Annotated in this window: 22 protein-coding genes; 16 read left to right on the forward strand and 6 right to left on the reverse strand. The window is 44.9% G+C overall.

The window, feature by feature from the left end; all coding sequences use genetic code 11:
* The first annotated feature begins 68 nt into the window (after positions 1 to 68).
* Entirely contained in the window at positions 69 to 836 is a 768-nt protein-coding gene (gene murI, locus AAH944_RS02850) for a glutamate racemase (RefSeq protein WP_415536305.1), read from the forward strand.
* A 16-nt stretch (positions 837 to 852) separates the two neighbouring features.
* Here the strand turns inward: murI and AAH944_RS02855 are convergent, their stop codons facing one another.
* Both AAH944_RS02855 and crcB read right to left on the reverse strand, forming a co-directional pair.
* Positions 853 to 1191 carry a DUF190 domain-containing protein gene (locus AAH944_RS02855; protein WP_415536307.1) on the reverse strand — a complete coding sequence of 113 codons (339 nt, stop codon included), beginning with the start codon at positions 1189 to 1191 and terminating at the stop codon, positions 853 to 855.
* Between the two features lie 14 nt (positions 1192 to 1205).
* Positions 1206 to 1613, reverse strand: a complete 408-nt coding sequence (crcB, locus tag AAH944_RS02860) for a fluoride efflux transporter CrcB (protein WP_415536309.1) — start codon at positions 1611 to 1613, stop codon at positions 1206 to 1208.
* Between the two features lie 218 nt (positions 1614 to 1831).
* Here crcB and AAH944_RS02865 point away from each other — a divergent pair, with 218 nt between their 5' ends.
* The 3 genes from AAH944_RS02865 (at position 1832) to AAH944_RS02875 (ending at position 4581) form a co-directional block, all read left to right on the forward strand.
* Positions 1832 to 2080: a FeoA family protein gene (locus AAH944_RS02865; RefSeq protein ID WP_415536311.1), complete on the forward strand. Its 249-nt coding sequence runs from the start codon at positions 1832 to 1834 to the stop codon at positions 2078 to 2080.
* Between the two features lie 180 nt (positions 2081 to 2260).
* Positions 2261 to 4282, forward strand: coding sequence for a ferrous iron transport protein B (gene feoB / locus AAH944_RS02870; protein ID WP_415536313.1), 2022 nt, complete (start codon positions 2261 to 2263; stop codon positions 4280 to 4282).
* 26 nt (positions 4283 to 4308) lie between these two features.
* On the forward strand, positions 4309 to 4581 hold the full coding sequence (locus AAH944_RS02875; RefSeq protein ID WP_415536315.1) for a FeoC-like transcriptional regulator: 273 nt from the start codon (positions 4309 to 4311) through the stop codon (positions 4579 to 4581).
* 165 nt (positions 4582 to 4746) lie between these two features.
* On the opposite strand, the gene AAH944_RS02880 is transcribed toward AAH944_RS02875, so the two are convergent.
* On the reverse strand, positions 4747 to 5472 hold the full coding sequence (locus AAH944_RS02880) for a LolA family protein (RefSeq protein ID WP_415536317.1): 726 nt from the start codon (positions 5470 to 5472) through the stop codon (positions 4747 to 4749).
* 380 nt (positions 5473 to 5852) lie between these two features.
* Between AAH944_RS02880 and htpG the strand changes: the two genes are divergently transcribed.
* Both htpG and AAH944_RS02890 read left to right on the forward strand, forming a co-directional pair.
* A complete protein-coding gene (gene htpG, locus AAH944_RS02885) occupies positions 5853 to 7730 on the forward strand; it encodes a molecular chaperone HtpG (RefSeq protein ID WP_415536319.1) in 1878 nt (625 codons plus the stop codon).
* 7 nt (positions 7731 to 7737) lie between these two features.
* Positions 7738 to 8454: a ZIP family metal transporter gene (locus AAH944_RS02890; protein ID WP_415536321.1), complete on the forward strand. Its 717-nt coding sequence runs from the start codon at positions 7738 to 7740 to the stop codon at positions 8452 to 8454.
* 13 nt (positions 8455 to 8467) lie between these two features.
* On the opposite strand, the gene AAH944_RS02895 is transcribed toward AAH944_RS02890, so the two are convergent.
* Together AAH944_RS02895 and AAH944_RS02900 are read right to left on the reverse strand one after the other, a co-directional pair.
* Positions 8468 to 10054 carry a sensor histidine kinase gene (locus tag AAH944_RS02895; RefSeq protein WP_415536323.1) on the reverse strand — a complete coding sequence of 529 codons (1587 nt, stop codon included), beginning with the start codon at positions 10052 to 10054 and terminating at the stop codon, positions 8468 to 8470.
* Between the two features lie 118 nt (positions 10055 to 10172).
* The gene (locus tag AAH944_RS02900) at positions 10173 to 10856 is read right to left on the reverse strand and encodes a response regulator transcription factor (RefSeq protein ID WP_415536325.1); all 684 of its coding nucleotides are present in this window, start codon (positions 10854 to 10856) and stop codon (positions 10173 to 10175) included.
* Positions 10857 to 11134: 278 nt separating this feature from the next.
* Between AAH944_RS02900 and metH the strand changes: the two genes are divergently transcribed.
* Complete coding sequence (gene metH, locus AAH944_RS02905; protein WP_415536327.1) at positions 11135 to 14665, forward strand: methionine synthase; 3531 nt, start codon at positions 11135 to 11137, stop codon at positions 14663 to 14665.
* 162 nt (positions 14666 to 14827) lie between these two features.
* Here the strand turns inward: metH and AAH944_RS02910 are convergent, their stop codons facing one another.
* Positions 14828 to 15595 (reverse strand): hypothetical protein, encoded by a 768-nt coding sequence (locus tag AAH944_RS02910; RefSeq protein WP_415536329.1) that lies wholly within the window; start codon positions 15593 to 15595, stop codon positions 14828 to 14830.
* 277 nt (positions 15596 to 15872) lie between these two features.
* Between AAH944_RS02910 and nrdR the strand changes: the two genes are divergently transcribed.
* From nrdR to AAH944_RS02955, 9 genes are all read left to right on the forward strand, one after another.
* Positions 15873 to 16331, forward strand: coding sequence for a transcriptional regulator NrdR (gene nrdR / locus AAH944_RS02915; protein ID WP_025206092.1), 459 nt, complete (start codon positions 15873 to 15875; stop codon positions 16329 to 16331).
* Between the two features lie 83 nt (positions 16332 to 16414).
* The gene (locus tag AAH944_RS02920; protein ID WP_415536330.1) at positions 16415 to 18538 is read left to right on the forward strand and encodes a ribonucleoside triphosphate reductase; all 2124 of its coding nucleotides are present in this window, start codon (positions 16415 to 16417) and stop codon (positions 18536 to 18538) included.
* 91 nt (positions 18539 to 18629) lie between these two features.
* Positions 18630 to 19301: an anaerobic ribonucleoside-triphosphate reductase activating protein gene (locus AAH944_RS02925; protein WP_015043767.1), complete on the forward strand. Its 672-nt coding sequence runs from the start codon at positions 18630 to 18632 to the stop codon at positions 19299 to 19301.
* Between the two features lie 416 nt (positions 19302 to 19717).
* Positions 19718 to 20638: a DUF3102 domain-containing protein gene (locus tag AAH944_RS02930; RefSeq protein ID WP_415536332.1), complete on the forward strand. Its 921-nt coding sequence runs from the start codon at positions 19718 to 19720 to the stop codon at positions 20636 to 20638.
* A 265-nt stretch (positions 20639 to 20903) separates the two neighbouring features.
* Positions 20904 to 21098: a tyrosine-type recombinase/integrase gene (locus AAH944_RS02935; RefSeq protein ID WP_415536334.1), complete on the forward strand. Its 195-nt coding sequence runs from the start codon at positions 20904 to 20906 to the stop codon at positions 21096 to 21098.
* Between the two features lie 174 nt (positions 21099 to 21272).
* Entirely contained in the window at positions 21273 to 21782 is a 510-nt protein-coding gene (locus tag AAH944_RS02940; RefSeq protein WP_415536336.1) for a hypothetical protein, read from the forward strand.
* Between the two features lie 184 nt (positions 21783 to 21966).
* Positions 21967 to 22698 (forward strand): class I SAM-dependent methyltransferase, encoded by a 732-nt coding sequence (locus AAH944_RS02945; protein ID WP_415536338.1) that lies wholly within the window; start codon positions 21967 to 21969, stop codon positions 22696 to 22698.
* Between the two features lie 167 nt (positions 22699 to 22865).
* Positions 22866 to 23810: a hypothetical protein gene (locus AAH944_RS02950; RefSeq protein ID WP_415536340.1), complete on the forward strand. Its 945-nt coding sequence runs from the start codon at positions 22866 to 22868 to the stop codon at positions 23808 to 23810.
* A gap of 180 nt (positions 23811 to 23990) precedes the next feature.
* The gene (locus tag AAH944_RS02955; protein WP_415536342.1) at positions 23991 to 24815 is read left to right on the forward strand and encodes an NYN domain-containing protein; all 825 of its coding nucleotides are present in this window, start codon (positions 23991 to 23993) and stop codon (positions 24813 to 24815) included.
* Positions 24816 to 24896 lie beyond the last annotated feature (81 nt).

The raw sequence follows: 24896 nt of genomic DNA on the forward strand, positions 1-24896 counted from the left end.
CTTTGTAAGATTAACAAGATATAGGTTATAATTTATTAAGAAAAAACAAAGTTTGTGAGTTGAAAAAAATGCGCATAGGCTTCTTTGACTCCGGGGTCGGTGGAATCACCGTACTGCATGAAGCGATCAAGCAGCTGCCCCGGGAGGATTTTATTTATTACGCGGATATTGATCATGTGCCTTATGGGACCAAAAGCAAGGAAGAAGTCCTGAAACTGGTTTTGGATGCTGTTGATTTCATGGCTGCTGAAGGGATAAAAATTCTGGTAGTTGCCTGCAATACGGCGACGAGTATTGCCATCAATGAGCTTCGCCAAAGATATGATTTTCCAATCCTTGGCATGGAACCAGCAGTAAAACCAGCTGTCGAAAATAATGGTTCCAAGAGAATCCTGGTCATGGCCACCCCGCTCACACTTCGCGAAGAAAAGTATCAAAATCTGGTCACCAGACTGGATCAGGACCATCTTGTAGATGGCAAAGCATTTCCGGAGCTTGTTGAATATGCAGAGAATTTTTATTTTGACAAAGATGAAATCCTGAAATACCTGAATCGCAAACTTGGCACTCATAATTTGACCGAGTATGGTACTGTCGTTTTAGGATGCACACACTTTCCATATTTTAAGCGGATTCTGCAGGAACTGTTTCCTGCTGATACGCACATTATTGATGGAAGTACCGGAACCGTCAATTATCTGAAAAAAATCCTGACTGAAAGAAAACTTTTTGCTGAGGACGGTCATGGTGAGGTCGCTTTCTATTCTTCAGGCCGAAAAGAGCCTTCGGAATCCCGTTATGCCCGGTATCTCCTGCTGCTAGATCAGAATCAATAAAGCCGCTAAGACGGCTTTATTTTTTTGGCGAATATTTCATAACTTCCAGATCTTCGACGGTTATTAATCCTTCATTGACGACCTCGTCCAAAAAAAGCAGAAAGTCCTGCAGATACTCAGCGCTGTCTATTACTTCAATAACGATGGGAAGGTCATTGGAAAGATCCAGTATCCTGGACGTTTTGATTCTCGTATTGGCGCCGAATCCTTCAATTCCCCTAAAGACAGTCGCACCTGCCAGGCCCAGCTCTTTGGCCTTTAAGACAATCGTGTGATAGAGGGATACTCCTTTATATTTGCTGGCTTCTCCAATGTAGATGCGGATGCGTCTTGCCTGACCGGATATCTTTACCATTAGGATCCCTTCCTTTATTTTATTAATAGCTGAGTCAGGCTCATTCCAAGCCAGACTGCAATCAGTCCGACAATCATGCTTCCCAGACCGTTCAGCACAGCTACAATAATTTCTCCGCTCTTAATAAGATTCAGAGTTTCAAGGCTCAGCGTAGAAAAGGTTGTAAACGCACCCAGAAAACCCACAGATATAAATAAACGGGTATTCGGGCTGGTTACGAGGTTTTCAACTCCTAGTACATAGACAATGCCCAGAACAAAACACCCCAGCATATTGACGACGAAGGTTCCCCAGGGAAAAGTATAAAAATATTTTTGATAAATCCAGGTGGAAAGTACATAACGGGCAATAGCTCCAAGTGCACCGCCTAAACCGATCACCAGATAGACGGAATAATTCAAAGGAAGATCAGCCTCCTGCAAAGTTAAATACTCCCTGAAAAAAGAGTTATTTAAGTATATCATTTCATTCCGGCATATTTCAATAAAAAGCTCAATACTTGAAAGGAAGATACGAATTGACATTTTGAGCAATAAACGTTATATTTATGATGTGAATTCGATAATCATTATCAAAATCGTCATATCGTTATGACATTTGAACAAAATAATAAATTTAAAAAATCTATAAGGAGATTGCAATGGACGCTACCTTTCTAACAATGGACAAGATACCCGTAAACTCGAATGCCAGAATTGTCAATATACACATGGATGCCGTATTAAGAAAAAAACTGACAGATATGGGCCTGGTCAAAGGGACAGAATTTAAAGTTGACGGCCAAGCTCCGCTGGGGGACCCTATGAAGATTAATCTGAGGGGATATCATCTTGCTATCCGTAAAAGCGATGCCAGGAAAATTCAGGTTGAAGAGATTTGGAACAGATAATATGAATCTTCCTCCCTATTTTTGGTCATCAGATGATAATCATAATCACTATCATGTATAATTTGCGATGATAAACACCGCAAATTATACCTTGTTAAAACAGCATAGACAGTAATAAATATTGAAACAAACATTGTATGGAATGCTTAATCGCAAGTGTTTCAGGGGAAGGATTAACAGATGGAAAAGAATTTTACGATAGCTCTTGTTGGAAACCCAAACTGCGGGAAAACAAGCATTTTTAATGCGTTGACAGGCTCGAGGCAGCATGTTGGCAATTGGCCGGGAGTAACCGTTGAGAAAAAAGAAGGTACGGTCAGGTTCAACGGGGATGAGATCAGCGTAATTGACTTACCCGGGGCGTATAGTCTTTCCGCCAGTTCGGAGGATGAAATAGTTGCGGTAAACTATATTTTGCAGGAAAAACCCGATGTTGTTGTGAACGTGATTGACTCAGCAAATCTGGAGAGGAATCTTTATTTCACGTTACAGTTGATTGAGATGGATACGAATGTAATCATTGCATTAAATATGACAGATGAAGCAGTGAAAAAGAATATTTTCATCAATACAGCGAAACTTGGAGATGTTCTTGGCGTGCCGGTTGTCACCACAGTGGCAACGAAGAACAAAGGGATTCGGGAGCTGCTGGAGACTTCAACGGCAATGAAAGTAAAACCAGGCCGACCCGTCCAGCCAGACTATTGGCAAACAATGAACCGGGAATCTGGAGCTTTGGCTGAGGCCCTGCTCGAAGAAGGTATTGCTGGTAAAGAATCGGCGAACTTGGTGGCTGCCAGGCTGCTCGAGGATGAGGCGTTTGCTCGAACGCAAATAGCAGGTTGTCCTACCCTGGAAAAACTGGCTGACAAGGAAAAGGACAGGATAACGAGCCGTTTTGGTCTTGAGCCCGGAATCTATCTGGCAGACCAGCGTTATACCTTTATTGGCCAAATCATTAGGGATTGTGTCCGAAGAGAAACGCCTCCGCAGAAAGATCTGACAGAAATGATTGACAGGGTCGTAACAAATAAATGGATCGGGATTCCTTTGTTCTTTGTAATCATGTTTTTGCTGTACCAAATCACAATGGGTCTCGGCAATAATGCTCTTGGGGGCTATGTGGACAGTGCCTTCGGGATCCTGGGGCGGTATGTTTCCGGCTTGCTGGTAAACGCTCCGGTCCTGGCCCAGTCCTTTGTCAGCGATGCTTTGATCGGCGGGGTAGGTTCTGTACTCGTATTTGTCCCGATGATGTTTACCATGTATTTCTTGATTTCTTTTCTTGAAGACAGCGGCTATATGGCCAGGGCAGCCTATGTTATGGACCGGCTGATGAATGCTGTCGGGCTGCACGGGAAAACGGCCGTTGCCATGATTGTCGGCAGCGGCTGCAATGTGGCCGGAATCATGTCCACCCGAACCTTGGACAGCCGGAAAGACCGTATGATCGGTATTTTAATCAGTCCGTTTATTTCCTGCAGTGCCAGGCTTCCGGTCTATGCGCTGTTTGCCGGGGCATTCTTTAGGGGCAAAACGATCGGCATCATACCGTTGGCAGGATTGGTTATTTTTTCACTGTACCTTTTAGGGATCATGGTTGCTGTCGCCGCCGGGAAAATCCTGAGTGAAACATTGTTCAAGCAGGAAAAATCCTACTTTGTTATGGAACTCCCGCCTTATCGTCTGCCAACGCTGAAGAGCCTGATACGGCACATGTGGGAAAAAACGGAGTCGTTTGTCAGGAAAGCAGGGACTGTGATCCTCGGGATCGTCATCCTGATCTGGATGCTATCCGTTTTCCCGGTCGGCGTTGAACCTGGAAGCGCCGAAAGTCTCCTTGGAAAATTAGGCACAGTCATCGCACCTATATTATCCCCGGCTGGTTTTGGCAGCTGGCAGGCCTCTGTAGCACTTCTTGTCGGGATTGGTGCCAAGGAAGCAATCATTGCGACGTTCGGGCTGGTTTACGGGACAGGCGAAGGAATGCTTGGAGCAGTCTTAGCACAGCATTTTACGCCGCTCTCCGCCTATGCCTTTATGGTAATGACCCTACTTTATTCACCCTGTGCAGCGACCATCGGAATAATTAAAAAGGAGACCAATTCTATTAAATGGACACTGTTTTCTGTTCTCTACTCACTGATTATTGGCTGGATCGCAGCGGTACTGATCTTTCAGCTCGGTTCGTTGTTCATCTAAACGAAGAATAGGCAGGAGGTATTGCGATGCTGATCAATTTGTTAACAGAAATTGCCGGTAAACAAGCGAACTCCTTTTCTTCGCTGGCAAAAAAATTAGATCTCGATCCAGAGATGATCAAACAAATGCTGAATGACCTGCAAAGACTTGGATACCTAACTGCGGATAATGCAGCCTGCGTCAATGAACAATGTAAGGGGTGCGGGGGCTGCTGCAGCAAAGGAAACGGAGAAGCGGGAGCAATCTTGTGGACGCTCACGGCAAAGGGGAGGGTGCTTTTGGAATCCACGAACCGGTAAGGGTATATGACGCAACACCTAAGTTAAAAAAACCATTAAAAAAATACTGTCAACAGTATAAAACGATTAACAGTATCTTATAGATTTTAAGTTACGCTTGTTCTAGGGGTTCACCCTACAGTCGGAAATATGAAAAAGCCATTCATCTACTATTTTATTTATCTGTTATTTATTGCTGTCGAGATTCATCATGCCGTTAATGTCGACCACTTCCATTCCTGACGGCAGGTCGAAAGTCCCAGCGGGTACGGCACCTGTTCCAATTTGCAGGTTTTTGAATTCCATAGTGGTCATCTCGCCCCCTGCCTCATATTGGGCCTTCACAACAATGCCGTACTCGGTGCTGATCCATTCCTTGACAGTTGATCCTTCGTTGGTGAAAGTAAGGACTTTGCACTCCATGCCGTTGACTGTTTCAGTCCCGCCTATTGTATACTTAGATTCAACAAGACCACTGACATAATCAACAGGGGTGGTGGTATCCGGACCGTTATATTCACTTAACGTCATTTTTATGGCGCTGTTTTGACCCGAGGTATAAGTAATAAACTCCTTCTTGGACCTATCAAAAATAAAAGTCATCTTTGGGCCGTTAAAGGTGCCCTCCATTTTCATTTTCTGATCCTTGAACCAGACTTTGCTTTCCGAAGATGCTCCGCCGCCAACAATCACATAATCATAGGCCATTTCTTTGACCAGCTGTCCTTTCCCGATCAGACCGGATACAATTTCGTTATCATCAGGTAAAGTCTGTGTTTCTGTCTCTGTCGGAGCCGAGGTTGCTTCATTTTGGGCAGCGGGTTCTTCTTTTCCGCCGCAGCCAGATAAAGCCCCAACGCAAAGAAGCAGCAAAACGAGCAAAAGCGCAAGATACCGTCGCGTCAATCCCATGATATTCTCCTCCTATACCTTCTTTTGTATTCAGATAATGGAATTTAAAGATTTAATCATTCGATAAGAATGATGTCAAACTCTATTAGCGGGTAACTCTTCAAAAATGATATTTTGTTAAACTATATTTCGTTATATTATTTTTCGTGATGACTCGTAAAAAGTCCTCTATATACGTATCATTTCATTCCAAAAATTAGAACACCATCCTGAATACTGGAATATTTTTTTGGTTTCAGCACTAAGAAAGTCAGAGGAACAAGTATTTGAAGGAACAAGTGTTTGAATGTTAGATTTTTTTCCATTCCATGGTATAATATGATGGTCGATTTTTGATTCGACCAAAGCACAGCCATATGAAATGATTGGGAGGGTTGGTAATGATGAATAACAATGTTGAAACGAGGGAGTTTCAGACAGAAATCACCCAGCTGCTGGATATTGTTATTAATTCTCTCTATACGGAGCGAGAGATCTTCTTAAGAGAATTAATATCCAATGCAGCTGACGCTACGGAGAAACTGCGCTACTGCAGGCTCACCGAAAATGAGATAAGCGAATCCGAACAGCCGTTGGAAATTTCCATCGAAACGGATGAAGAAAAACACACGCTTACCATTACCGATAATGGGATCGGAATGACCAAAGAAGAACTGATTGAGAATCTGGGTACGATCGCCCATTCAGGATCCAAGGAATTTATCAGACAGCTGACCGAGGTCAGAAAGGCCGGATCCGGAAACAATACCGATTTAAGCCTGATTGGACAGTTCGGCGTCGGATTTTATTCAGCGTTTATGGTTGCGGAGAAAGTAACGCTCTATACCCGCTCTTTCAGACCGGACTCCGAAAGCTGGATCTGGTCTTCAAACGGAGCAGGAAGCTATTTAATAGAACCGGGTGATCAAAGCAATTACGGGACTAGGATCGTTCTTCAGTTAAAAGAAAATGCCTATGATTTCAGCAAAGCTGACGAAATCAACAGGATTATCAAACAGTATTCGAGTTTTGTCCCTTATCCCGTGAAAGTCAACGGTGAAAAAGTCAATACCGTCGAAGCAATATGGACGAAAAACGCATCCGAAATCAGTGAGCAGGAATATACGGAATTCTATAAATATATCGACAATGCTTTTGACGAGCCATCTTACAGAATGCACTTTTCCTCCGATGCGCCACTTTCCATCAAAGCACTGCTGTTTGTGCCCGGAGAAAATTATGAGCGGTTCGGCTTCAGCAAAATGGAGAGAGGCGTTAACCTATTCTGCAAAAAAGTCCTGATTCAGGAAAAATCTGAAGCCATCGTGCCGGAGTGGATGCGGTTTGTACGCGGCGTCATTGACAGTGATGACCTTCCCCTGAACATTTCCAGGGAGACCCTTCAGGACAATGCGCTTGTCGCCAAACTGAACAAGGTAGTCACCGGCAGATTCTTAAAATATCTCGAAGAGCAAGCCAAAGATGATCCGGCCAAATACAATCAATTTTGGGAAAAATTCAGCAGGTTCATCAAAGAAGGAGCAGCTTCGGACTATGCCCACAAGGATGCGCTGGTCAGGCTTCTGCGCTTTGAATCCAACATGACGGCTGAAGGTGAGCTGATTTCACTGGAAGGCTACGTTGGAAGAATGAAAGAGGAACAAAAAGCGATCTATTATGTCAGCGGCTCTAACCGTAAAGTCATTGAATCCGGGCCGTATCTTGAGATATTTAAGGACAAGGGCATCGAAGTGCTTTATACGTATGAACCGATTGATGACTACATCTTAGGCGGGCTTCCTGAATTCAAAGAGAAGAAGATTGTTGCGGCCGAACAGGACAGTCAGGATCTGCCGGATTTAGATGCTGAGCAGCCCGGTAATGCCGAAAGTGAAATTCCAGAGGATGAAGTGAAGGCCTTATTGGATTGGTTCAAAGAAACACTCGGGGACAGGGTAACCGAGGTGCGTGCTTCCAAACGTCTCGTGGACAGTCCTGCGGTTGTGCTCAGCTCATACGGAACGCATAGTATGCAGAAAATGATGCAGATCATGAACAAGGATATGGAAGATATCCCAGCAGGAATCTTGGAGATTAACAGCCGGCATCCGGTCATTCAGGGAATCAATGAACTGCGCAAGTCGGGCGACGCATTTGCTGCGGCAGCGGCGGAACAGATTCTGGAAAACTCGCAGATTGCCGCCGGGCTGATCATCGATCCCAGGAGTATGGTTAACAGACTCTATAACATCCTGGAAAGAGCGGTTGTGAAGAAATAATACCGGAGTGATTATTATTACGATTCTACTCTACGGGCTGATAGCGGGTCTGGTTACCGGGCTTGGCGCTGTCATCTCTATCTCGATAAAAAATATCACGAACAAGATACTTTCAATATCGCTCGGATTTGCGTCAGGAATCATGATCGGGATATCTGCCTTAAGTCTGATTCCGACCAGCCTAGACATGAGCAACAGTATCATTTGTATTGCCGGCTTTGCAGCCGGAGCTCTGTTCCTGTTTCTGGTGGATATTTCAATGCCGCACATTCACAAGGTTGAAGCGGATTTGAGTAACTATGCCAAGATGGGGTATTTTATCGCGCTCGGAATCACACTGCATAATCTTCCCGAAGGGATCGCGATCGGTGCGACCAGCGAAGTATCGTATCACATGGGCGTCATGACAGCCTTGACAATCGGTCTGCATAATATTGCTGAAGGTCTTTGTGTGGCGATGCCGCTGTGTCTCGCCAACGTCCCGAAATCGAGGGTCGTCCTGATTACGACCATGACCGGTATGTCAACGCTGCTCGGTACCGGGCTGGGAATGATTCTTGGCCTGATCTCTCCGCTCATCATCGCTTTCTTTCTGGCGTTTGCGGCCGGAGCAATGATCTATATCAGCAGTGACGAACTGATTCCGAAAAGCCACCATTCCCACAGTGAATATGCCAATGTCGGCATCATGCTCGGCTTTATCCTGGCATTAATCCTGTCGTAGAATGATCAATCAATTATTTTGTTTCATCTAGGTTATCGTTTTTCACATGAATCAGTGGGAAAGATATTGTAAAGGTGGTTCCTTCTCCGGGAGTGCTTTCGACCCGTATTTCTCCTCCGCGAAGGTACACCAGTTCGGATACGATTGCCAGGCCGAGTCCCGATCCTTGGCCTTTTCCATGGGAACGGGAACGGTCTCCCTGGAAAAACCTTTCAAAAATATGAGGAACGTCTTCAACCGGGATTCCTTCACCGTTATCCCTGACGGATAGAATAAAACGGGAATTTTCCGATTTAGCGAGGATATCAATCGTTCCACCGGAAAGTGTATGTTGAATAGCGTTATTAACAAGATTGTACAGTATCTGTTTCAGTTCATCGGGTTTTAATGGAAGTACTTGTGACGTATCCAGGACTTCTGAGACAAAATCATCAATTGTCCGGAAATCCTGGCCGTTGAATCTGAAAGTACGGTCTTTAAGCAGGGGGGCCAAAAGCGGCATAAGCTCGGGAAGCACATCGTGCAGTCCGGAATTGAGCTCTTCGGAATGATCGCTGTTTATTTCTTCCTGGGCGATCCGATTTAAGGTCAACAGACCCTCGGTAAGCCTGATCAGTCTTTCCGTCTCGATCAGCATGGTCTGATGGGCGGCATCCAAAGTCTCTTTGTCTGCCATACCTGTCCGCTGGAGTATTTCCAGGAAGCCTCTGATCGAGGTCAGCGGAGTCCTGAGTTCATGAGAAGCATCGGCAATAAACCGAGCCATCCGGTTTTTAGCCGATCTTTCCGTATTTAGAGCATTCTCCATCTGTCCAAGCATATGGTTTAAAGCTTCCCGAAGCTGCTGGATTTCCGAAGCGGTTTTATTCATATACGGAAGGCGCAGGTCATAGCGGCCGGCGGCAATCTTGCGGGCCGTAGAGGAAATGTTCAGAAGCGGTTCCAGTGGTTTCTGCAAAACCAGCGCTGTAAAAAATGTACTGAGTAGAATAATGATGATCGCGTTAAAAGTATATCCTCTGAGATTTCGGCTCAAGATCAGGTCCTGTTCAGCCAGCGGCTGACCGATCAAAGCATAGCCCGCATAAGGCTGAATATCGTTGTTTTGTTCCAGGGGGAGACTGTTTACCGAAAGCTGGTTCGTTACGACCGGGGCCACCATCAGCATATACTGCTGTTCGTCGGTATCCTGAAAAATAAAACATCCGCCGGATCTCGCCTTCTCAGCAAGATCAAACTGCAGTTGGTTGCGGCTGAGATTCGGGACCGTACTGTTCGTCTTGCCGTAGCTGTAAACAATCGATTTAAGTTGATAGTCGCTGGTATAAAACGCCACAAAATTTCCCGGGCGGAGTTCGGAGAATCTTCCCGGAGGAAGCTCACTGCTCGAAAGCCAGCTCCCCATACTGTTCCGTATGGCGTAATAGTCTGAAAGCAGGTTCTGCTCCACGCTCTGATACAGGGAATTTTTCAGGGAAGTATACTGAATAGCCCCAATTAACGTAAAAAAAATGATATGGCACACCCAGAAACGCAGCAGGAGCTGCCCTACCAGGGATTGCCGCCAAATATTCAGTTTTTCCAGAGGATGAACTTTCATGATGATCTCCCTAATGTGATCATACTTAAAACACAACGATTGAAATGTTAAACATGCAATGCGTCATGATATTCCTGTGTAAAATGCTTGATATTTGATATCTCGTGTAGACTGCCAGTTACTGCTGTTCTGTCTGCAGATGGTAACCGAGGCCCCTGACGGTTTTAATGATCGTGTGATCCAGATCCCCGAGTTTCTCTCGAAGATAGCGGATATATACCTCGACGATATTGTCCTCTCCTTCAAAATCGTAACCCCAGATGTGAATCAGGATTTGTTCTTTACTCAACGTTTGGTTGCTGTTCCATAAAAGATAGGACAGCAGTTTATATTCGGTCGGAGAAAGCTGCAGAGGCTGATTATCGAGCAGGATTGACTTTTTCAGTTCATCGATCGTAAACCGGCCAATGGTTCTTTTGCCGGATAGATCCGGGAAACGGTTACGCAGCTGAACCTCGATCCGGGCCAGCAGCTCGTCAAAGTGAAAAGGCTTAACCAGATAGTCGTGGGCTCCGAGGCGCAGTCCTTTGACAATGTCTTTGGATGTATCCTTGGCAGTCAGCATAATTATGGAAGCACCGGATATTTCCGGGATGGATTCACATAGTTCATATCCGTCCATGACCGGCATCATAATGTCAAGGATGATGACATGAGGTTCAAAGACCGGGATTATCTCCAGCGCCTTTTTCCCGTTGTCCGCTGTTCCGATATCGTAACCCTCCTGCTTCAGCCCCAGGCTGAGCATCTGGCGGATTGAAGCGTCGTCATCCACGATAAGTATTCTGAATTTATTGGCCATTCGTTTATTCCTCCTGTATCTTTAAAATACACGATTATTCTGAAAGGAAACTGAATACAGTCGCATTCGTCTGTATATCGCCATATATAACTATTTTAACGGTTTGAGCAATTTTAACAAGAATTTTCTGCAGCTCGGAATATCCGGATATGCTGCTTAAAATATACAAAAATGATTACGCAGGAAATACGCAGGAAATACGAAATGTATAGATTGGACGAATCGTATAATCATGGTAAAATAATATGATAAACCCAAGGGAAGCTTGGAGGAAAAGTTTGCAAAGAAGTGGTGAGACCATGAAACAACAGATTTTTAATGAATTACTTGCGAAAAAAATTCTGATTCTGGACGGAGCGATGGGAACCATGCTTCAGCAGAAGGATCTGTCTGCCGAAGATTTTGGAGGGCCTGAACAAGAAGGCTGCAACGAAATCCTGACGCTCACCCGTCCTTATATCGTGCGTGATATTCATGAGGCCTATCTGAAAGCCGGTGCGGATATCATTGAAACCAATACCTTCGGAGGCACAAATATTGTCCTTGGGGAATATCATCTCGGGGACAGGGATATGGAAATCAACGAGGCTGCGGCACGGCTGGCCCGCGAAGCGGCCGACAAATGGTCTACAGCGGAAAAACCGCGGTTTGTGGCTGGATCCATGGGCCCGACGACCAAGATGCTGGCCTTTGGAGGCGGTATTACTTTTACTGACCTGGAAGAGGCTTATTGCCGTCAAACCCTTGGCCTTATTAAGGGAGGCGTCGATCTGCTAATCGTCGAAACCTGTCAGGATACGCTGAATATCAAGGCGGCAGGACTCGGGATCCAACGCGCCTTTGCTGAACTTGGGCGGGAGGTGCCGCTGGTCGTTTCCGTGACGATTGAACCCTCGGGTACGATGCTCGCAGGACAGAATATTGAAGCTTTATATATTTCGATACAGCACCTGAAGCCGGTTGCCGTCGGCATGAACTGCGGCACCGGAGCGGAACTGATGAACGATCACCTCAGAACCCTGGAGGGGCTTGCCTCTTGCGCCGTGAGCTGTTACCCGAACGCGGGGCTTCCTGATGAAGAAGGCGGCTACCAGGAAACTCCGGAAGAGTTTGCCGGAAAGATGGCCGCTTACGCAGCCAAAGGCTGGCTGAACATTGCCGGTGGATGCTGCGGGACGACGGATCGCCATATCGAAGCCTTGGCAGCAGCCTTGGCCAAGTACGCTCCGAGACAAATGCGGGCTGCTGAACGAAGCAGCGTCGCAGGACTCGAAGCAGTCTGGCCCGAAGAAGAAAACCGGCCGCTGCTGGTCGGCGAGCGGGCCAATGTGATCGGTTCTCGCAAATTCAAGGAGCTTATTGCCGGTGAATATTATGAAGAAGGTTCCGAGATTGCCCGAAATCAGGTCAAGAAGGGCGCTCAGATTGTGGATGTCTGTGTGGCCAATCCCGACCGGGACGAACTTGAGGATATGGTTAGCTTTCTGCCCCATGTTGTCAATAAAGTCAAAGCGCCGCTGATGCTGGATACGACCGATCCCGCGGTTTTGGAAGCAGGGCTCCGGTTAATTCAGGGCAAAGCAATCATTAATTCGATCAACCTTGAAAACGGCCGGGAACGCTTTGATGAAGTTGTTCCGCTGCTTCGAAAATTCGGGGCTGCAGTCGTGGTTGGCTTAATCGATGAACAGGGTATGGCCCTGACCCGGGAACGCAAGCTCGAAGTGGCCGGACGCTCTTACGATCTGCTGGTGCATGAATACGGTCTTTCAGCTGCCGATATTATCTTTGATCCGCTGACATTCCCGGTAGGGACCGGGGATGTCAAGTATCTCGGTTCTGCAGTTGAGACCATTGAAGGCCTGCGACTGATCAAAGCCAAATATCCGGAATGCAAGACGATTCTTGGGATCAGCAATGTCTCCTTCGGTCTGCCTGCAGCAGGCCGGGAAGTGCTGAATGCCGTTTTCGTCTATTTGAATACCGTAGCCGGACTGGACTACGCGATTGTCAATTCCGAAAAACTGGAACGTTATGCGACGATTCCTCAGGCAGAGAAAAAACTGGCCCAAGATCTGCTCTTAAATACGAATGACCAGACCTTAAAAGCTTTTACCGATTTTTACAGAGAGAAAAAGGTCACGGAACAAAAACAGACGTCCGGGCTTTCCGTTGAGGAACGGCTGGCAGGAGCTATTGTGGAAGGCTCCAAAGAGGGCCTGGAGAATGATCTGTACGAGGCCCTGACGAAATATCGGCCGCTCGAAATTATTAACGGTCCGCTGATGAAAGGTATGGAGGAAGTCGGCAGCCTCTTTAACAGGAACCAGCTGATCGTGGCTGAAGTTCTGCAGAGTGCCGAAGTCATGAAGGCAGCGGTGACCATCCTAGAGGCCTATATGGAAAAAGCTGAGGAGGCGGTCAAAGGGAAGATCCTGCTCGCAACGGTCAAGGGCGATGTCCATGATATCGGTAAGAATCTTGTGGAGATCATCCTGTCCAATAACGGTTATAAGGTGATTAACCTTGGCGTCAAAGTCAGTTCTGAACAGCTGATTGAAGCGGCTAGGAAAGAGGCCCCTGATGCGATCGGTCTATCCGGACTTCTGGTCAAATCGGTTCAGCAGATGCTGTTGACTGCCCAGGACCTGCAGGCAGCCGGAATCAATATCCCGCTGATTCTCGGAGGCGCGGCTCTGTCGCGCAAATATACCGAAGAAAAGATTGCCCCGCAATACGGCGGACCTGTCCTGTATGCGCGCGACGCCATGGCTGGACTGAATCTTCTGAATGGCTTGAAAAGCAAGCCGGCCAATGATTCCGGAAGCTATAACGCAGCTAAAAATAATGATCAGGCCGGTAATGTTGGTACGATTTCCGGCAACATCCCAGACAGTACCTCCGGCAGTATTTCTGACAACCACAGCGAAAATAGATTTTCGCCGGTCAGCTTTGACGGACCTGTCTGCCGCCCGCAGCATACAGCACGGGAGGTCCTTCTGGATTATCCGCTGGCGGAGATTATCCCGAACTTGGATCTGCCTTTTATCCTGAGGCGTTATCTCGGGGTCAAAAACAAACTGCGCCATCCTTCCCAGGAAGAAATCAAGGCAGCGGAAAGCCTCCTGCTGGATTCCGAAGATGTTTCCCAGGATAAATCAGCCAAAATCCAGAAATTTGTTCAGGATTTCCTGGAAGAGATCCAAGAACACAAGCTGATTACGGTCAATGGGGTATTTGCGTTTTATCCGGCCTGTGCGAACGGAAATACGGTCGCTATTATGGATTCAGAATCAGATTCGAATCCGGATTCGAATCTGAAAGCTTCAAATATTGTTCTTGAAGAACTCAGTTTTCCGCGTCAGCAAAAAGACAATGGCCTTTGTCTCGCTGATTATGTCCGTCCCTGGAATAAGCTTGACGGTCAGGAGCAGACGTATGATTATCTTGGTATGTTTGCGCTGACTACGGGCCTGGGAATTAGAGAAAAGGCCGAGAATTACCGGGACAAGGGCGAATACCTGAAGTCGTTTCTTCTTCAGGTTCTGGCCCTGGAGCTGGTTGAAGGATTTGCTGACATCATGCATGAAAAGATGCGTAAAATCTGGGGGATTGATAACGGCATCCGGGTTTCTCCGGGCTACCCGATCTACCCAGCACTGGAAGAACAGGCCAAGCTGTTCAGACTGCTGAAACCGGAGGAGATTGGAATAGCACTGACAGAGAATTTCATGATGGACCCCGAAGCGTCTGTTACCGCTGTTGTTTTTTCTCATCCCGAAGCTAAAATATTTAATATTAACCGTTGATCTCTGTAGTAGATGCTAATCGATGCATGAAATCCCGTCTCGAGACTGAGGCGGGATTTCATGCGTCTTGTGTGTTGTCAACTAGTTTTTATAGAGCCTTACTGGCCTCTTTTTCCTAAGATTTCTTTAACTTTTCATAGCTGTTATTCGTGTTTAAATTTTTCAAAAACCATGGTTTTGCCTTCTTCTGCTAAAGAGACTTGAAGCATAATTCTGATTTTGATCAAATAGTTCATAAGAATTTTGGACAGCTGGATTTTGAACAAGAGGCTGGACGAAGGTACTCGGTGCTTCCGGAATAGGAGAAGGAACGGCCGGCCCGGGTACAATCTGGTTCAGCGGACGGATTCCAGTCGGGAAGGACTGAAGATTTTTACCAAAGCTAAACAAGCCTCTCCGTGTTTTTTGGCGCTTTCTGTTTTGCTTTTCAATCTTTTTTTCTGCTTTGGTTTGTTTTCTCCCGCGTACACCTGCTTCAGATCCTACTCCTGTTTCTGTTCTTTTTGTCCTTTTTATACCTTTACTTGTATTAATAACTGTACCTGAACCGGTGCTTATTCCAGTACCGGTACCATTTTCTGATCCTGAACTTGGCCCAAGTCCTGATCCTGCTTCTGTCACCATTGTCTTTATTCCTGTGCCACTGTTTGCCTGGGGATTTCCGGGCAAGAGGAATGAAGGGGGATTTCCTTTGAAAATGACTTTATTAATAAGCGGATAGCCGACCCGGTTCAACAAAAAGGTACCGGTTTTACGGGCCATAGGAATACCTATTCTTTTAGCAAGTGGAAGTCCGACTTTCCTGGCAATGGGCATGCCAATTTTTTCAGCAACGAGGGGACCAACTTTACCGGCGATGTATGGCTGAAGTTCCCTCAGTACAATCGGTGCAACTTTTTGCAGAAGATAGGAGGGTTGACCAATACTCATGGGGATTCCTCCTTATGGTTATATTGGAATATATTTACAATAAAAGGATATGTTTTTTTGACGGAAGTGTGTTTGTCTTGATTTATTTATTTTACAATGATATGGGACTTAAGTAATGTTTTGCATGAAATCTCCAAGAACTAAAATCGCAAGTAAAACGTAAAATAATCCATATAGAAGGCCTTAGATGCATAAAAACGCCAATAAAAGGCTATTGCTTACTATATGTAGTGTTGATAAAATAAGGAATATACAAGATATAGGAAGGATGAGGGTATTGCGCTGTCCTTTTTGTCAGAGTGACGACACGAAGGTGCTGGATTCCAGACAGATTGAGGAAGGCACTGCTATCCGACGCAGACGGGAATGCGATGTCTGCACAAAGCGTTTTACGACGTATGAGCGCTACGAGGATTTTCAGCTGATTGTCGTGAAAAAGGATGGCAGAAGAGAGCCCTTTTCCCGTCATAAACTGCTGTCAGGCTTGAACAAGGCCTGTGAAAAACGCCCCGTGTCTACCGAACAGCTGGAAACAATGGTCACCGATATCGAAAGAGAAATGCGTGATATCAACGACCGCGAAGTGCCGAGCGAATTGATCGGCGAAGCCGTCATGAAAAAACTGTTTGCAGCAGATGAAATTGCATATATTCGCTTTGCTTCTGTTTACAGGCAGTTCAAGGATATTCAAAAGTTTATGGAAGAGTTGAACGGGCTGGTAAAGCGCCGTAAATAAAACAGTCCCCCCAACTGAGATCCTTGCGATAAAGACAGGATATCCATGCAAATAAATATATATGGGAGCAGGAGGACTAAGCCATGTACGTTGTGAAAAGGGATGGAAGAAGAGAAATTTTTAATCAGGAAAAGATTTGCAAGGCGGTAGAAAAGGCTTTTATTGCTACCGAGACCCCCAATGTCACCAACTGGGCGAAGATTGTTACCGACAGGGTATTCTCGGAATTGGAAGCTGCTTACAGTAAGAATGAAGGCTTCCAAATCGAGCAGATTCAGGACAAAGTCGAAGATGTCCTGATGCAGACAGGAAATACCAATGTCGCCAGAGCATATATCCGGTACCGCTTCCAGCATGAAATCATTCGAAATCAGGAAAGCGCCAAAAACGATAACAATAAATTATTCTCTGATTACCTGGGGCTGGGAACCTGGGAAATCAAAGAGAATTCCAATATGGGATTTTCGGTTCAGGGGCTTAACCGGTTTGTAACCAGCAAAGCGACCAATGCTTTCTGGCAGTCTCTGCTTCCGTCTGAAGTCGGCAAAGCGCACGATTCCGGTGCTTTGCACAATCATGACATGGGAGACCTTGCTCCATATTGCGTCGGCTGGGATCTCAAAGATCTGCTTCTGGTAGGTTTTAGGGGCGCGGAAGGCAAAACAACCTCCAAACCGGCCAAACATTTCCGTTCCGCACTCGGACAGATCGTTAACTTCGTTTATACCTTACAGGGAGAAGCTGCCGGTGCTCAAGCGCTCTCCAGCTTTGATACCTATCTTGCTCCGTTCGTCAGAGTGGATAACCTCGATTATAAACAAGTCAAACAGGGGATTCAGGAATTTATTTTTAATGTCAATGTCCCGACCAGGGTGGGTTTCCAGTCTCCATTTTTTAATATTACGCTCGATGTGCGGGCGGCCGAATCGGCCATTAAAGATGAGCCTGCTGTCGTTGACGGCAAATTCCTGGATACGCCGTACCGGGAATATCAAGCTGAGATGGATATCATCAATATGGCGTTCTGCGAGGTCATGCTCGAAGGGGACGCTGACGGCAATATTTTTAGCTTCCCGATCCCGACATACAACATCACAAAGGGCTTTGACTGGAACAGTGAAGTATCGAGAGCGATCTTTAAAATGACCGATAAATATGGAATCCCGTATTTTGCGAACTTTATCAACTCCGATATGAATCCCGAGGACGCCAGAAGCATGTGCTGCCGTCTGCGTCTGGACAACAGGGAACTCAGAAAACGCGGCGGTGGCCTGTTCGGAGCCAATCCGCTCACAGGAAGCATTGGAGTTGTGACCCTGAACCTGCCGTTGTACGGCTATCTGGCTAAAGGCAACTGGGATCAGTTCATCACGCTGATTGATAACCACATGAACATCGCCCGGTCCTCGCTGCAGACCAAACGCAAAACGCTGGAGATCCTGACGGACAACGGCTTGTATCCCTATACTAAATTTTATCTGAGAGATATTAAAAAACGATTCGGCAAGTACTGGACGAACCACTTTTCGACGATCGGTCTAGTCGGCATGAATGAAGCGATCCGTAATTTTACTTCGGACGCCGATGACATCACCACTGTTTTCGGACAAAATTTTGCCAAGGAAACGTTGAACTATATGAGAGACCGCATCCAGGAATTCCAGGAGCAAGACGGAGACCTCTATAACCTCGAGGCAACACCCGCGGAAGGTACGAGCTACCGTCTGGCCAAAATCAACAAAAAGCATTATCCCGATATGATTACGGCCGGTGACAATGAACCCTATTACACGAACTCCACCCACCTACCTGTCGGTTATACCAGCGACCTGTTCCGCGCCGTTGAGCTTCAGGATGACCTGCAGACGCTCTACACCGGCGGGACTGTGCTTCATGGCTATCTGGCTGAAAGTCTCGATGATCTTGCCGTTGCCAAGGCCGTCGTACGCAGGGTATTTGAGAACTTCCAGCTGCCGTATTTCACGCTGACTCCGACCTTCAGCATCTGCGAAGACCACAAGTATATCAAAGGCGAGCATTTCAACTGCCCCGAGTGCGGCAGGGAAACCCTGGTCATGACGAGGGTCACCGGCTTCTATAGACCGATCTCCGCCATGAACCCCGGCAAACAGGAAGAGAAAAAAGAAACCATCAAATACCGTGTTACAGGAGTCACGCCAAGTCTGTTTGACGGTGTAGCGAAGTAAGGGTAAGTTGTCACAACGTATCTATTTTATGCAGAAACTTTTACGAGTACAGGTATTTAGTATAAAGCAGAACAAGGATTGGTGATCGCAGATGCTAATGGATATTGAACCTTTCTCTCTTGTCGATTATCCTGGACATATCGTAGCAACGGTCTTTTTTGGAGGTTGTAATTTCCAGTGTGGCTACTGCCATAACCCTGCTTTGGTCAACAAGAAGGAGAAGTCGCGGACTTCTCCTTCTGCTGTCATTGAATTTATGAAGACCAGGAAAGGATTACTGGACGGTGTTTGTCTTACTGGCGGGGAGCCGCTTTTATCCCCGGATCTGAATCCCTTTGTAAGAGAGGTCAAAGCGCTCGGTTTCAAGGTGAAATTGGATACCAATGGAAGCAGCCCGGAAAAACTCCGGGAGCTGGCTCCTTTCCTGGACTATATTGCCATGGATATTAAATGTACTCCTGATAAATACGAGAAGCTGACCGCGTGCAAAAACAGCGGAGAGGCGGCGTTTGAAACCATCCAATGGATCAGGGCGAGTACAATTGCATACGAATTCAGAACTACGGTACTGCCGGTCTGGCATACATTTGAAGATCTAAAGCTAATCCGTGAGTTCCTCGGAAATGAAACTCCCTGGGTGCTCCAGCAGTTTCGCCAGTCCCCCCAGGGCGTGCTCGACGGGAAAACTTATGATGCTTATCCTGACTCATGGCTCAAAGAAATGGGAGAGAAGCTGAATTGTCCTGTCCGTGGCCTGAAATAGAAGATTAGTATGAATAGAAGTATTGCTAACCATTTTTTGTGGTTAGCAATACTTCTATGTGGCGGCCTCTGAGTCTGAGGGCGTACGGCTTCATACAACACGGGGTTCCCGCCACTTGGAGAATGATGCATGCGGTTAGGGCGCAGCGGGAACCCCTAAACGTTAGTGCGCCAAGCAAAGCTTGGTACTTCCTGCAAGGTGAAAGTCCTTGCTGGGCAAGGTCTAGCCAACCACCCATATCGAGTGTTGCACCGAAACTGGCAACAGCAAGGTGAAGCGTACACATTTGGGGGAAGTAAGAAAGGAAATAAGAAAGGTACTTCCCTATAATAAAAAGCTTAACGACTGAGGTAGTACACTTTTAAGCATGGCCACATATCCTATAAGTGAAATTAGTCCAAAGGAGTGTGGATATCATGACGTATCCAGCAAAGGATACAGCAACCGATCCGGAGAATGATCCAGTAAGCAATACAGTACCTGATGTCATCAGTGGACGTACGCCGCATGTCATAGCGGCTGAGATTAACATGATCAAATATCAGGCTGAGAATATCTACCTTACCGCTATCGTCGAGATTGGAAGACGGTTGACGGAGGCCAAAGCCTTTCTTAAGTTTGGAGAATGGGGCAAGTGGCTGGAGGAGTCGGTCGATTTCTCCCAAAGCAGGGCCAATAAACTGATGCGTATCTTCAAAGAGTATGGAGAAGGACAGCTTACCAACTCAAATTCGGAGCCGAATCCGAAATTAAACTACAGCCAGGCGGTGCTTCTTTTAGGTATCCCGAAGGAGGAACGGGCGCAATTCATCGTCGATATGGATGTCGAAGGCATGACCACCCAGGAACTGCGTCAGGCGGTCAAGGAACGGACGCAGGCCCGGCAAGAAAAAGACCAGACCCAGCAAGAGAACGCGGACTTCCAGAAAAAAGTGGAAGACCAAAGTGGTACCATTGCCGAGCTGACTGCGGAACTCGCCAATCTAAAGGCCCAATTGGAGAACGTCAAGGCGTCCAAAGAAGAACTCGCTATAACGACCAGACAGCTGAATGATTCGCTGGAATCGCTCCGAAAAAGCTCATCCGCCCAGAGCTACGAGAGGATGAGAAATAACTTCATGAAGAGTTCGCTCAAAGTCAGGGCTAACCATCTCGCCTTCCTCTGTGAAAACTTGGATCAAACCGTTAGGGAAGTAAAGCAAAAGCTGCGCGAAATCGCCCCTAATGACAAGGAGACGTATATCATTTATAAGAATAAGGTTTGCGATCTTATGGATGTGTGGCGTAAAGACGAGGCGTGGAGCAGGGAAGCTTGCCCCTGCGGAGATGGGCAGTAAGGAAAAAAGAGAACGGAGCTGGACGGCATACCTCCTCAAATTCGGAGCCGAATCCGAATTTGAGGAGGTATACTACAAGCTCAAAATTGCTTTCACCGTACTGGTTCCAAAGCGCTTGAAGCTGTTTATTCGGATAAACGCATATGACATGAAAAGAAGTTTCCGAAATAATACCAAAATTATTTTTCAGGATTGACCATGCAAATTAAAGAAGTTAAAATATTTTTGTAATGGTATTTATTAGTAATATTTCCATTATGTAAGAATGGAGCAGAAAGATGTTCACTCACTCAGACACTCCTTTGCCACCCATTTGCTGGAAGGCGGTACGGATCTGAGATATATCCAGGAACTTTTAGGGCATAAAAATTCTAAAACAACAGAAATATATACCCATGTAAGCCAACGGGATCTAGCCAAAATACACAGCCCAATCGATGCACTGGACATAGAGGTTTAAAGGAAGTAAATTCTGCTAAAGGAAATATCTCCGCAACCCTTGCGGTTTACCTCCATATTTAGATGTAGATGTAATACGCAATAATTGCGGGAAAACGACGTTATACGCCATACCTGGGTCTTTATTTGGTTAGACTGGCGATTTACCGAGGATTTTGCTAAGGAGATGTCTGATATGAAAAGAATCATAATTTGTTGCTTATTATTTTTATTATGTTTTAGCATTTCAGCTTGTACACCGGAAATTAGCAATACACCAAATACTAAAATTGAAGTTACATCAGAGAATGATTTCAAAATTGAAGGTACTAACATTGATATTGGATCAAGTTATAAAAATATCATTGAAGAAATGAAAGAGCCAAATCAAAAAGATTACTTTGAAGCTGGTGAATATTTAGATTATGGTGACATCACTTTTTTTACAGACAGTGAAGATGAAAAGATAGCTAAAGTAAGTGCGATAGCTCTTCATGGTGAAAGAAAGATTGGTAGTGTTAAAGTTGGAATGCTACCATCAGAAGTAAAGCAAATTCTAGGAGATCCCAAATTCGAAGGAGAAAGTAATGATAGAGAAATACTTGGTTGGAATATCAATTATGTGATTGGAAATAAAGAAGTCTCTTTTATATCCGATACAAGTGATTCAGTTATTACAACGATTTTTGTAAAAGCAAGGCTATAGGGTCTGTTACTCTGGAGAATAAATTTGTCGGTACGGCGTATAACACGCCTTTCCCAAAACTTAGAATAGATGAATGTTTTATGACGCTTCGGGAACGGCTAAACGTTATCTGAAAGCCAGATGCGGATATGCCCGCCGTCCTGGTGGGCAGGGAATTATTTTGAGATATTTTGAGGTAATAAAAATGGATGATTACAAGAATTTTGCTCAAGATTATGAGGCGCTTAATCCAAAAGAAGAAATAATTCTTCAAAGGGATTTCTTTTCTCAAATTATTGAAAAGTATAATGTGAAAACCTGCTTAGATTGTGCTTGTGGTTTAGGCTGGCATTTATATATGATTAATAACCTTGGAGTGAAGAGTTGTGGGTCTGATATTTCTCCAGAGATGATTGATATTTGTAAGGATAATCTAAGAGGCACAAATATTGAACTTAGGATCGAGGATTATTGTAAACTATCAGAAACATGGGAAAGAAAGTTTGATATGATTCTCTGCGTTTCAAGTGCATTAAATCATATGTTGGAAGATGAGGACATTATCAGAGCATTAGATTCAATGTATGAAAGGTTGGAGGAGAACGGAATAGTTGTAATGTTTTCAGGGATATCTGATTTACTTGCGAGAAGCAGACCAAAATTAATACCTGCAAGAACATACCAAGACGAAGCAATTTACCATATCATTGAGTATTTTGACGATCGCGTCGTATTTAACATATTAGATGTAAAAAAAACAAAGGATTCATTCACCCATTCACTTAATTCAATGGCGCTGAGTTTGCTTACTAAAGCGAGATTTGAAGGATGTCTTTCGAGAACCAAATTTGCCAATGTCAATATTTTTGGCGATTTTGATTTTTCCATGTATTCGGAGGATAAAAGCAATAGGTTATTTGCAATTCTGCAGAAGTGATGACTGTTTTAAAGGGCTGCCATCCGTGGCAGCTCTGGGTCTGGGGGCATCCGGCCTTCAGATAACACGGAATTCCCGACACTTAGAGGATGATGAATGCGGTTAAGGCGCGTCGGGAATTCCCAGACGTTATCTAAAATCATATGCAATTGGTAGGAGGAAAGGGAATGTCTTTTCAAGATGTATGTTCTATTTGCGGAAACCAAGCAAAAGTTGTGGGATTAGGTCCATTGGATCAGTATCATAACGTTGACTGCGAAGTATGCGGTTCTTATTCAATATCAGATATTGCGAGAGATTATGTTTGTGAAGATAAGAATACCCAGCAACATAGAGTCAAACTCTCTTCATTTTTGAGAGAACGGACAATTAAAAATTTGGAGAAAATTACGGTAGTAGTTGAAGACAAGGACGGGCAACCAGTTCCGAGAATAACTATTGAAGGAATTGTTGAGGCGTTTCCCAAGAATCTGGCTGATCGTATTGACAGAGCCCTTTTGAACTTAGCATTATTGTCAAAGTTTGCTGGAGATAAGGTGAAATTAAACGAAAAGGATTATTCAATTTTCTGCCCGGATTCCATAAGAATTGATGCCACTTTCTTTATTATGGAGCAGCTTATCTCGGAGGATTATGTGAAGGGGCATCAAGGTTTTCCAACCGAGCTTATTGTTACTTCTAAGGGATGGAATCGAGTAGCTGATTTACAGCGTACGGTTAATAAAGAGTCCAAACAAGGATTTGTTGCAATGTGGTTTGACAGTAGTATGGATTTAGTTTGGAAGAAAGCGATTCAGAAAGCAATTACAGATGCAGGTTTTACTCCGCGGAGAATTGATAATAAAGAGCATAACAATAAGATTTGTGATGAGATAATAGCGGAAATAAGAAATAGTAAGTTTGTGGTTTGTGATTTTACAGGACAAAGAGGCGGTGTTTATTTTGAAGCTGGTTTTGCGTTAGGACTTGGATTACCTGTTATTTGGACTTGTAAAAGTAATGAGGTGGATAAACTACACTTTGATACTCGGCAATATAATCACATTGTTTGGGATGAAGAGGAAGATCTATATACAAAGTTATTTAATAGGATTAAGGCCACAATTATTTAAGGTAGTCTTTGGGGGCATATGACTTCAGATAACAAGGCGTTCCCCGAAACTTTGTCTAGATGCATGTGGAATGACGCTTCGGGAACGCCCGGCCGTTCTCTGAAATGCGGCGGAAAGTGCCGCGCCATCCTTGGCGCGGATTTGAAGTGAAATTTTAGATTTATAAGGGGAGGCAGAAAGGTGTTTAAAGGAACTATATTTGTTGATGGCTCAAACTTCTTAGGTTCGCTTAGTAAAGTAGGTATACAAATTCAGATTAAAGATTACGAGACATTTTTTAGATATGTATTTGACGAATCAGTTAAGATATGGAGTAAATGCCTTAGGGGCAGTAGTATTACAACATTAATGAATAGAGTTTATTGGTATGCAGTTGGCAGTATTGATATATGGGATTTTGATAAACCAGAAACTAAACAGCATTTATATGAAATTTTTAATAAAGAAAAAGAGCCGAAGAAAACTTACATGACGTTAATCGGAAAACAGAATGCTGGTATGCCACAAAATGAAGTTGCAGAAAAAGCATGGGATATGCTTTTTAAAGAAACAAAGACTTGGTATCAGAAAAGAAAAGCAAACATTGATGGATTTGGGAACTTCTATACTGGATTACAACGTAGTTCGGATTTTATAGAAGTAATAAGTTGTGGTCATTGGAAAATAAAACCCTTAACCAGAGTGATTCTTGAGAAAGAACTTGATACACGCTTGGCTGTTGACATAGTTACCTTAGAAAGTATTTATGATTTTGCACTAATAATATCTGGAGATGCAGATTTTATTCCTTCTATTGAATACATTAAGAAAAGAGGCAAGCATGTCGGTGTCGTTGAATTGATTAAAGGGTTTCCGCCTGAGAAAAAGGGACAACAGTTTTCAAATCGATTAGGAACTGTTGCAGATTTTGTTGTTAAGATATATGAAATGGACTTGGTTAAAAATGGTATAGCATCGCAATTGACAGATGATAAAGTGATTAAATCTTATGAAGATATTGAATAGTTACGTATTGATTAAGGCGCCCCATCCGTGGGGCTCTGGCTCCGCGGGCCCGCCGCACATCAGAGAACACAGAGTTCCCAA

The organism is Dehalobacter sp. CP (assembly GCF_047652685.1).
Classification (GTDB): domain Bacteria; phylum Bacillota; class Desulfitobacteriia; order Desulfitobacteriales; family Syntrophobotulaceae; genus Dehalobacter.

Coding starts and splice junctions, on each gene's coding strand:
- murI (WP_415536305.1), top strand. CDS start 69: ATGCGCATAGGCTTCTTTGACTCCGGGGTCGGTGGAATCACCGTACTG.
- AAH944_RS02855 (WP_415536307.1), bottom strand. CDS start 1,191: ATGGTAAAGATATCCGGTCAGGCAAGACGCATCCGCATCTACATTGGA.
- AAH944_RS02865 (WP_415536311.1), top strand. CDS start 1,832: ATGGACGCTACCTTTCTAACAATGGACAAGATACCCGTAAACTCGAAT.
- feoB (WP_415536313.1), top strand. CDS start 2,261: ATGGAAAAGAATTTTACGATAGCTCTTGTTGGAAACCCAAACTGCGGG.
- AAH944_RS02875 (WP_415536315.1), top strand. CDS start 4,309: ATGCTGATCAATTTGTTAACAGAAATTGCCGGTAAACAAGCGAACTCC.
- AAH944_RS02880 (WP_415536317.1), bottom strand. CDS start 5,472: ATGGGATTGACGCGACGGTATCTTGCGCTTTTGCTCGTTTTGCTGCTT.
- htpG (WP_415536319.1), top strand. CDS start 5,853: ATGATGAATAACAATGTTGAAACGAGGGAGTTTCAGACAGAAATCACC.
- AAH944_RS02895 (WP_415536323.1), bottom strand. CDS start 10,054: ATGAAAGTTCATCCTCTGGAAAAACTGAATATTTGGCGGCAATCCCTG.
- AAH944_RS02900 (WP_415536325.1), bottom strand. CDS start 10,856: ATGGCCAATAAATTCAGAATACTTATCGTGGATGACGACGCTTCAATC.
- AAH944_RS02910 (WP_415536329.1), bottom strand. CDS start 15,595: ATGAGTATTGGTCAACCCTCCTATCTTCTGCAAAAAGTTGCACCGATT.
- AAH944_RS02920 (WP_415536330.1), top strand. CDS start 16,415: ATGTACGTTGTGAAAAGGGATGGAAGAAGAGAAATTTTTAATCAGGAA.
- AAH944_RS02925 (WP_015043767.1), top strand. CDS start 18,630: ATGCTAATGGATATTGAACCTTTCTCTCTTGTCGATTATCCTGGACAT.
- AAH944_RS02930 (WP_415536332.1), top strand. CDS start 19,718: ATGACGTATCCAGCAAAGGATACAGCAACCGATCCGGAGAATGATCCA.
- AAH944_RS02935 (WP_415536334.1), top strand. CDS start 20,904: ATGGAGCAGAAAGATGTTCACTCACTCAGACACTCCTTTGCCACCCAT.
- AAH944_RS02940 (WP_415536336.1), top strand. CDS start 21,273: ATGAAAAGAATCATAATTTGTTGCTTATTATTTTTATTATGTTTTAGC.
- AAH944_RS02945 (WP_415536338.1), top strand. CDS start 21,967: ATGGATGATTACAAGAATTTTGCTCAAGATTATGAGGCGCTTAATCCA.
- AAH944_RS02950 (WP_415536340.1), top strand. CDS start 22,866: ATGTCTTTTCAAGATGTATGTTCTATTTGCGGAAACCAAGCAAAAGTT.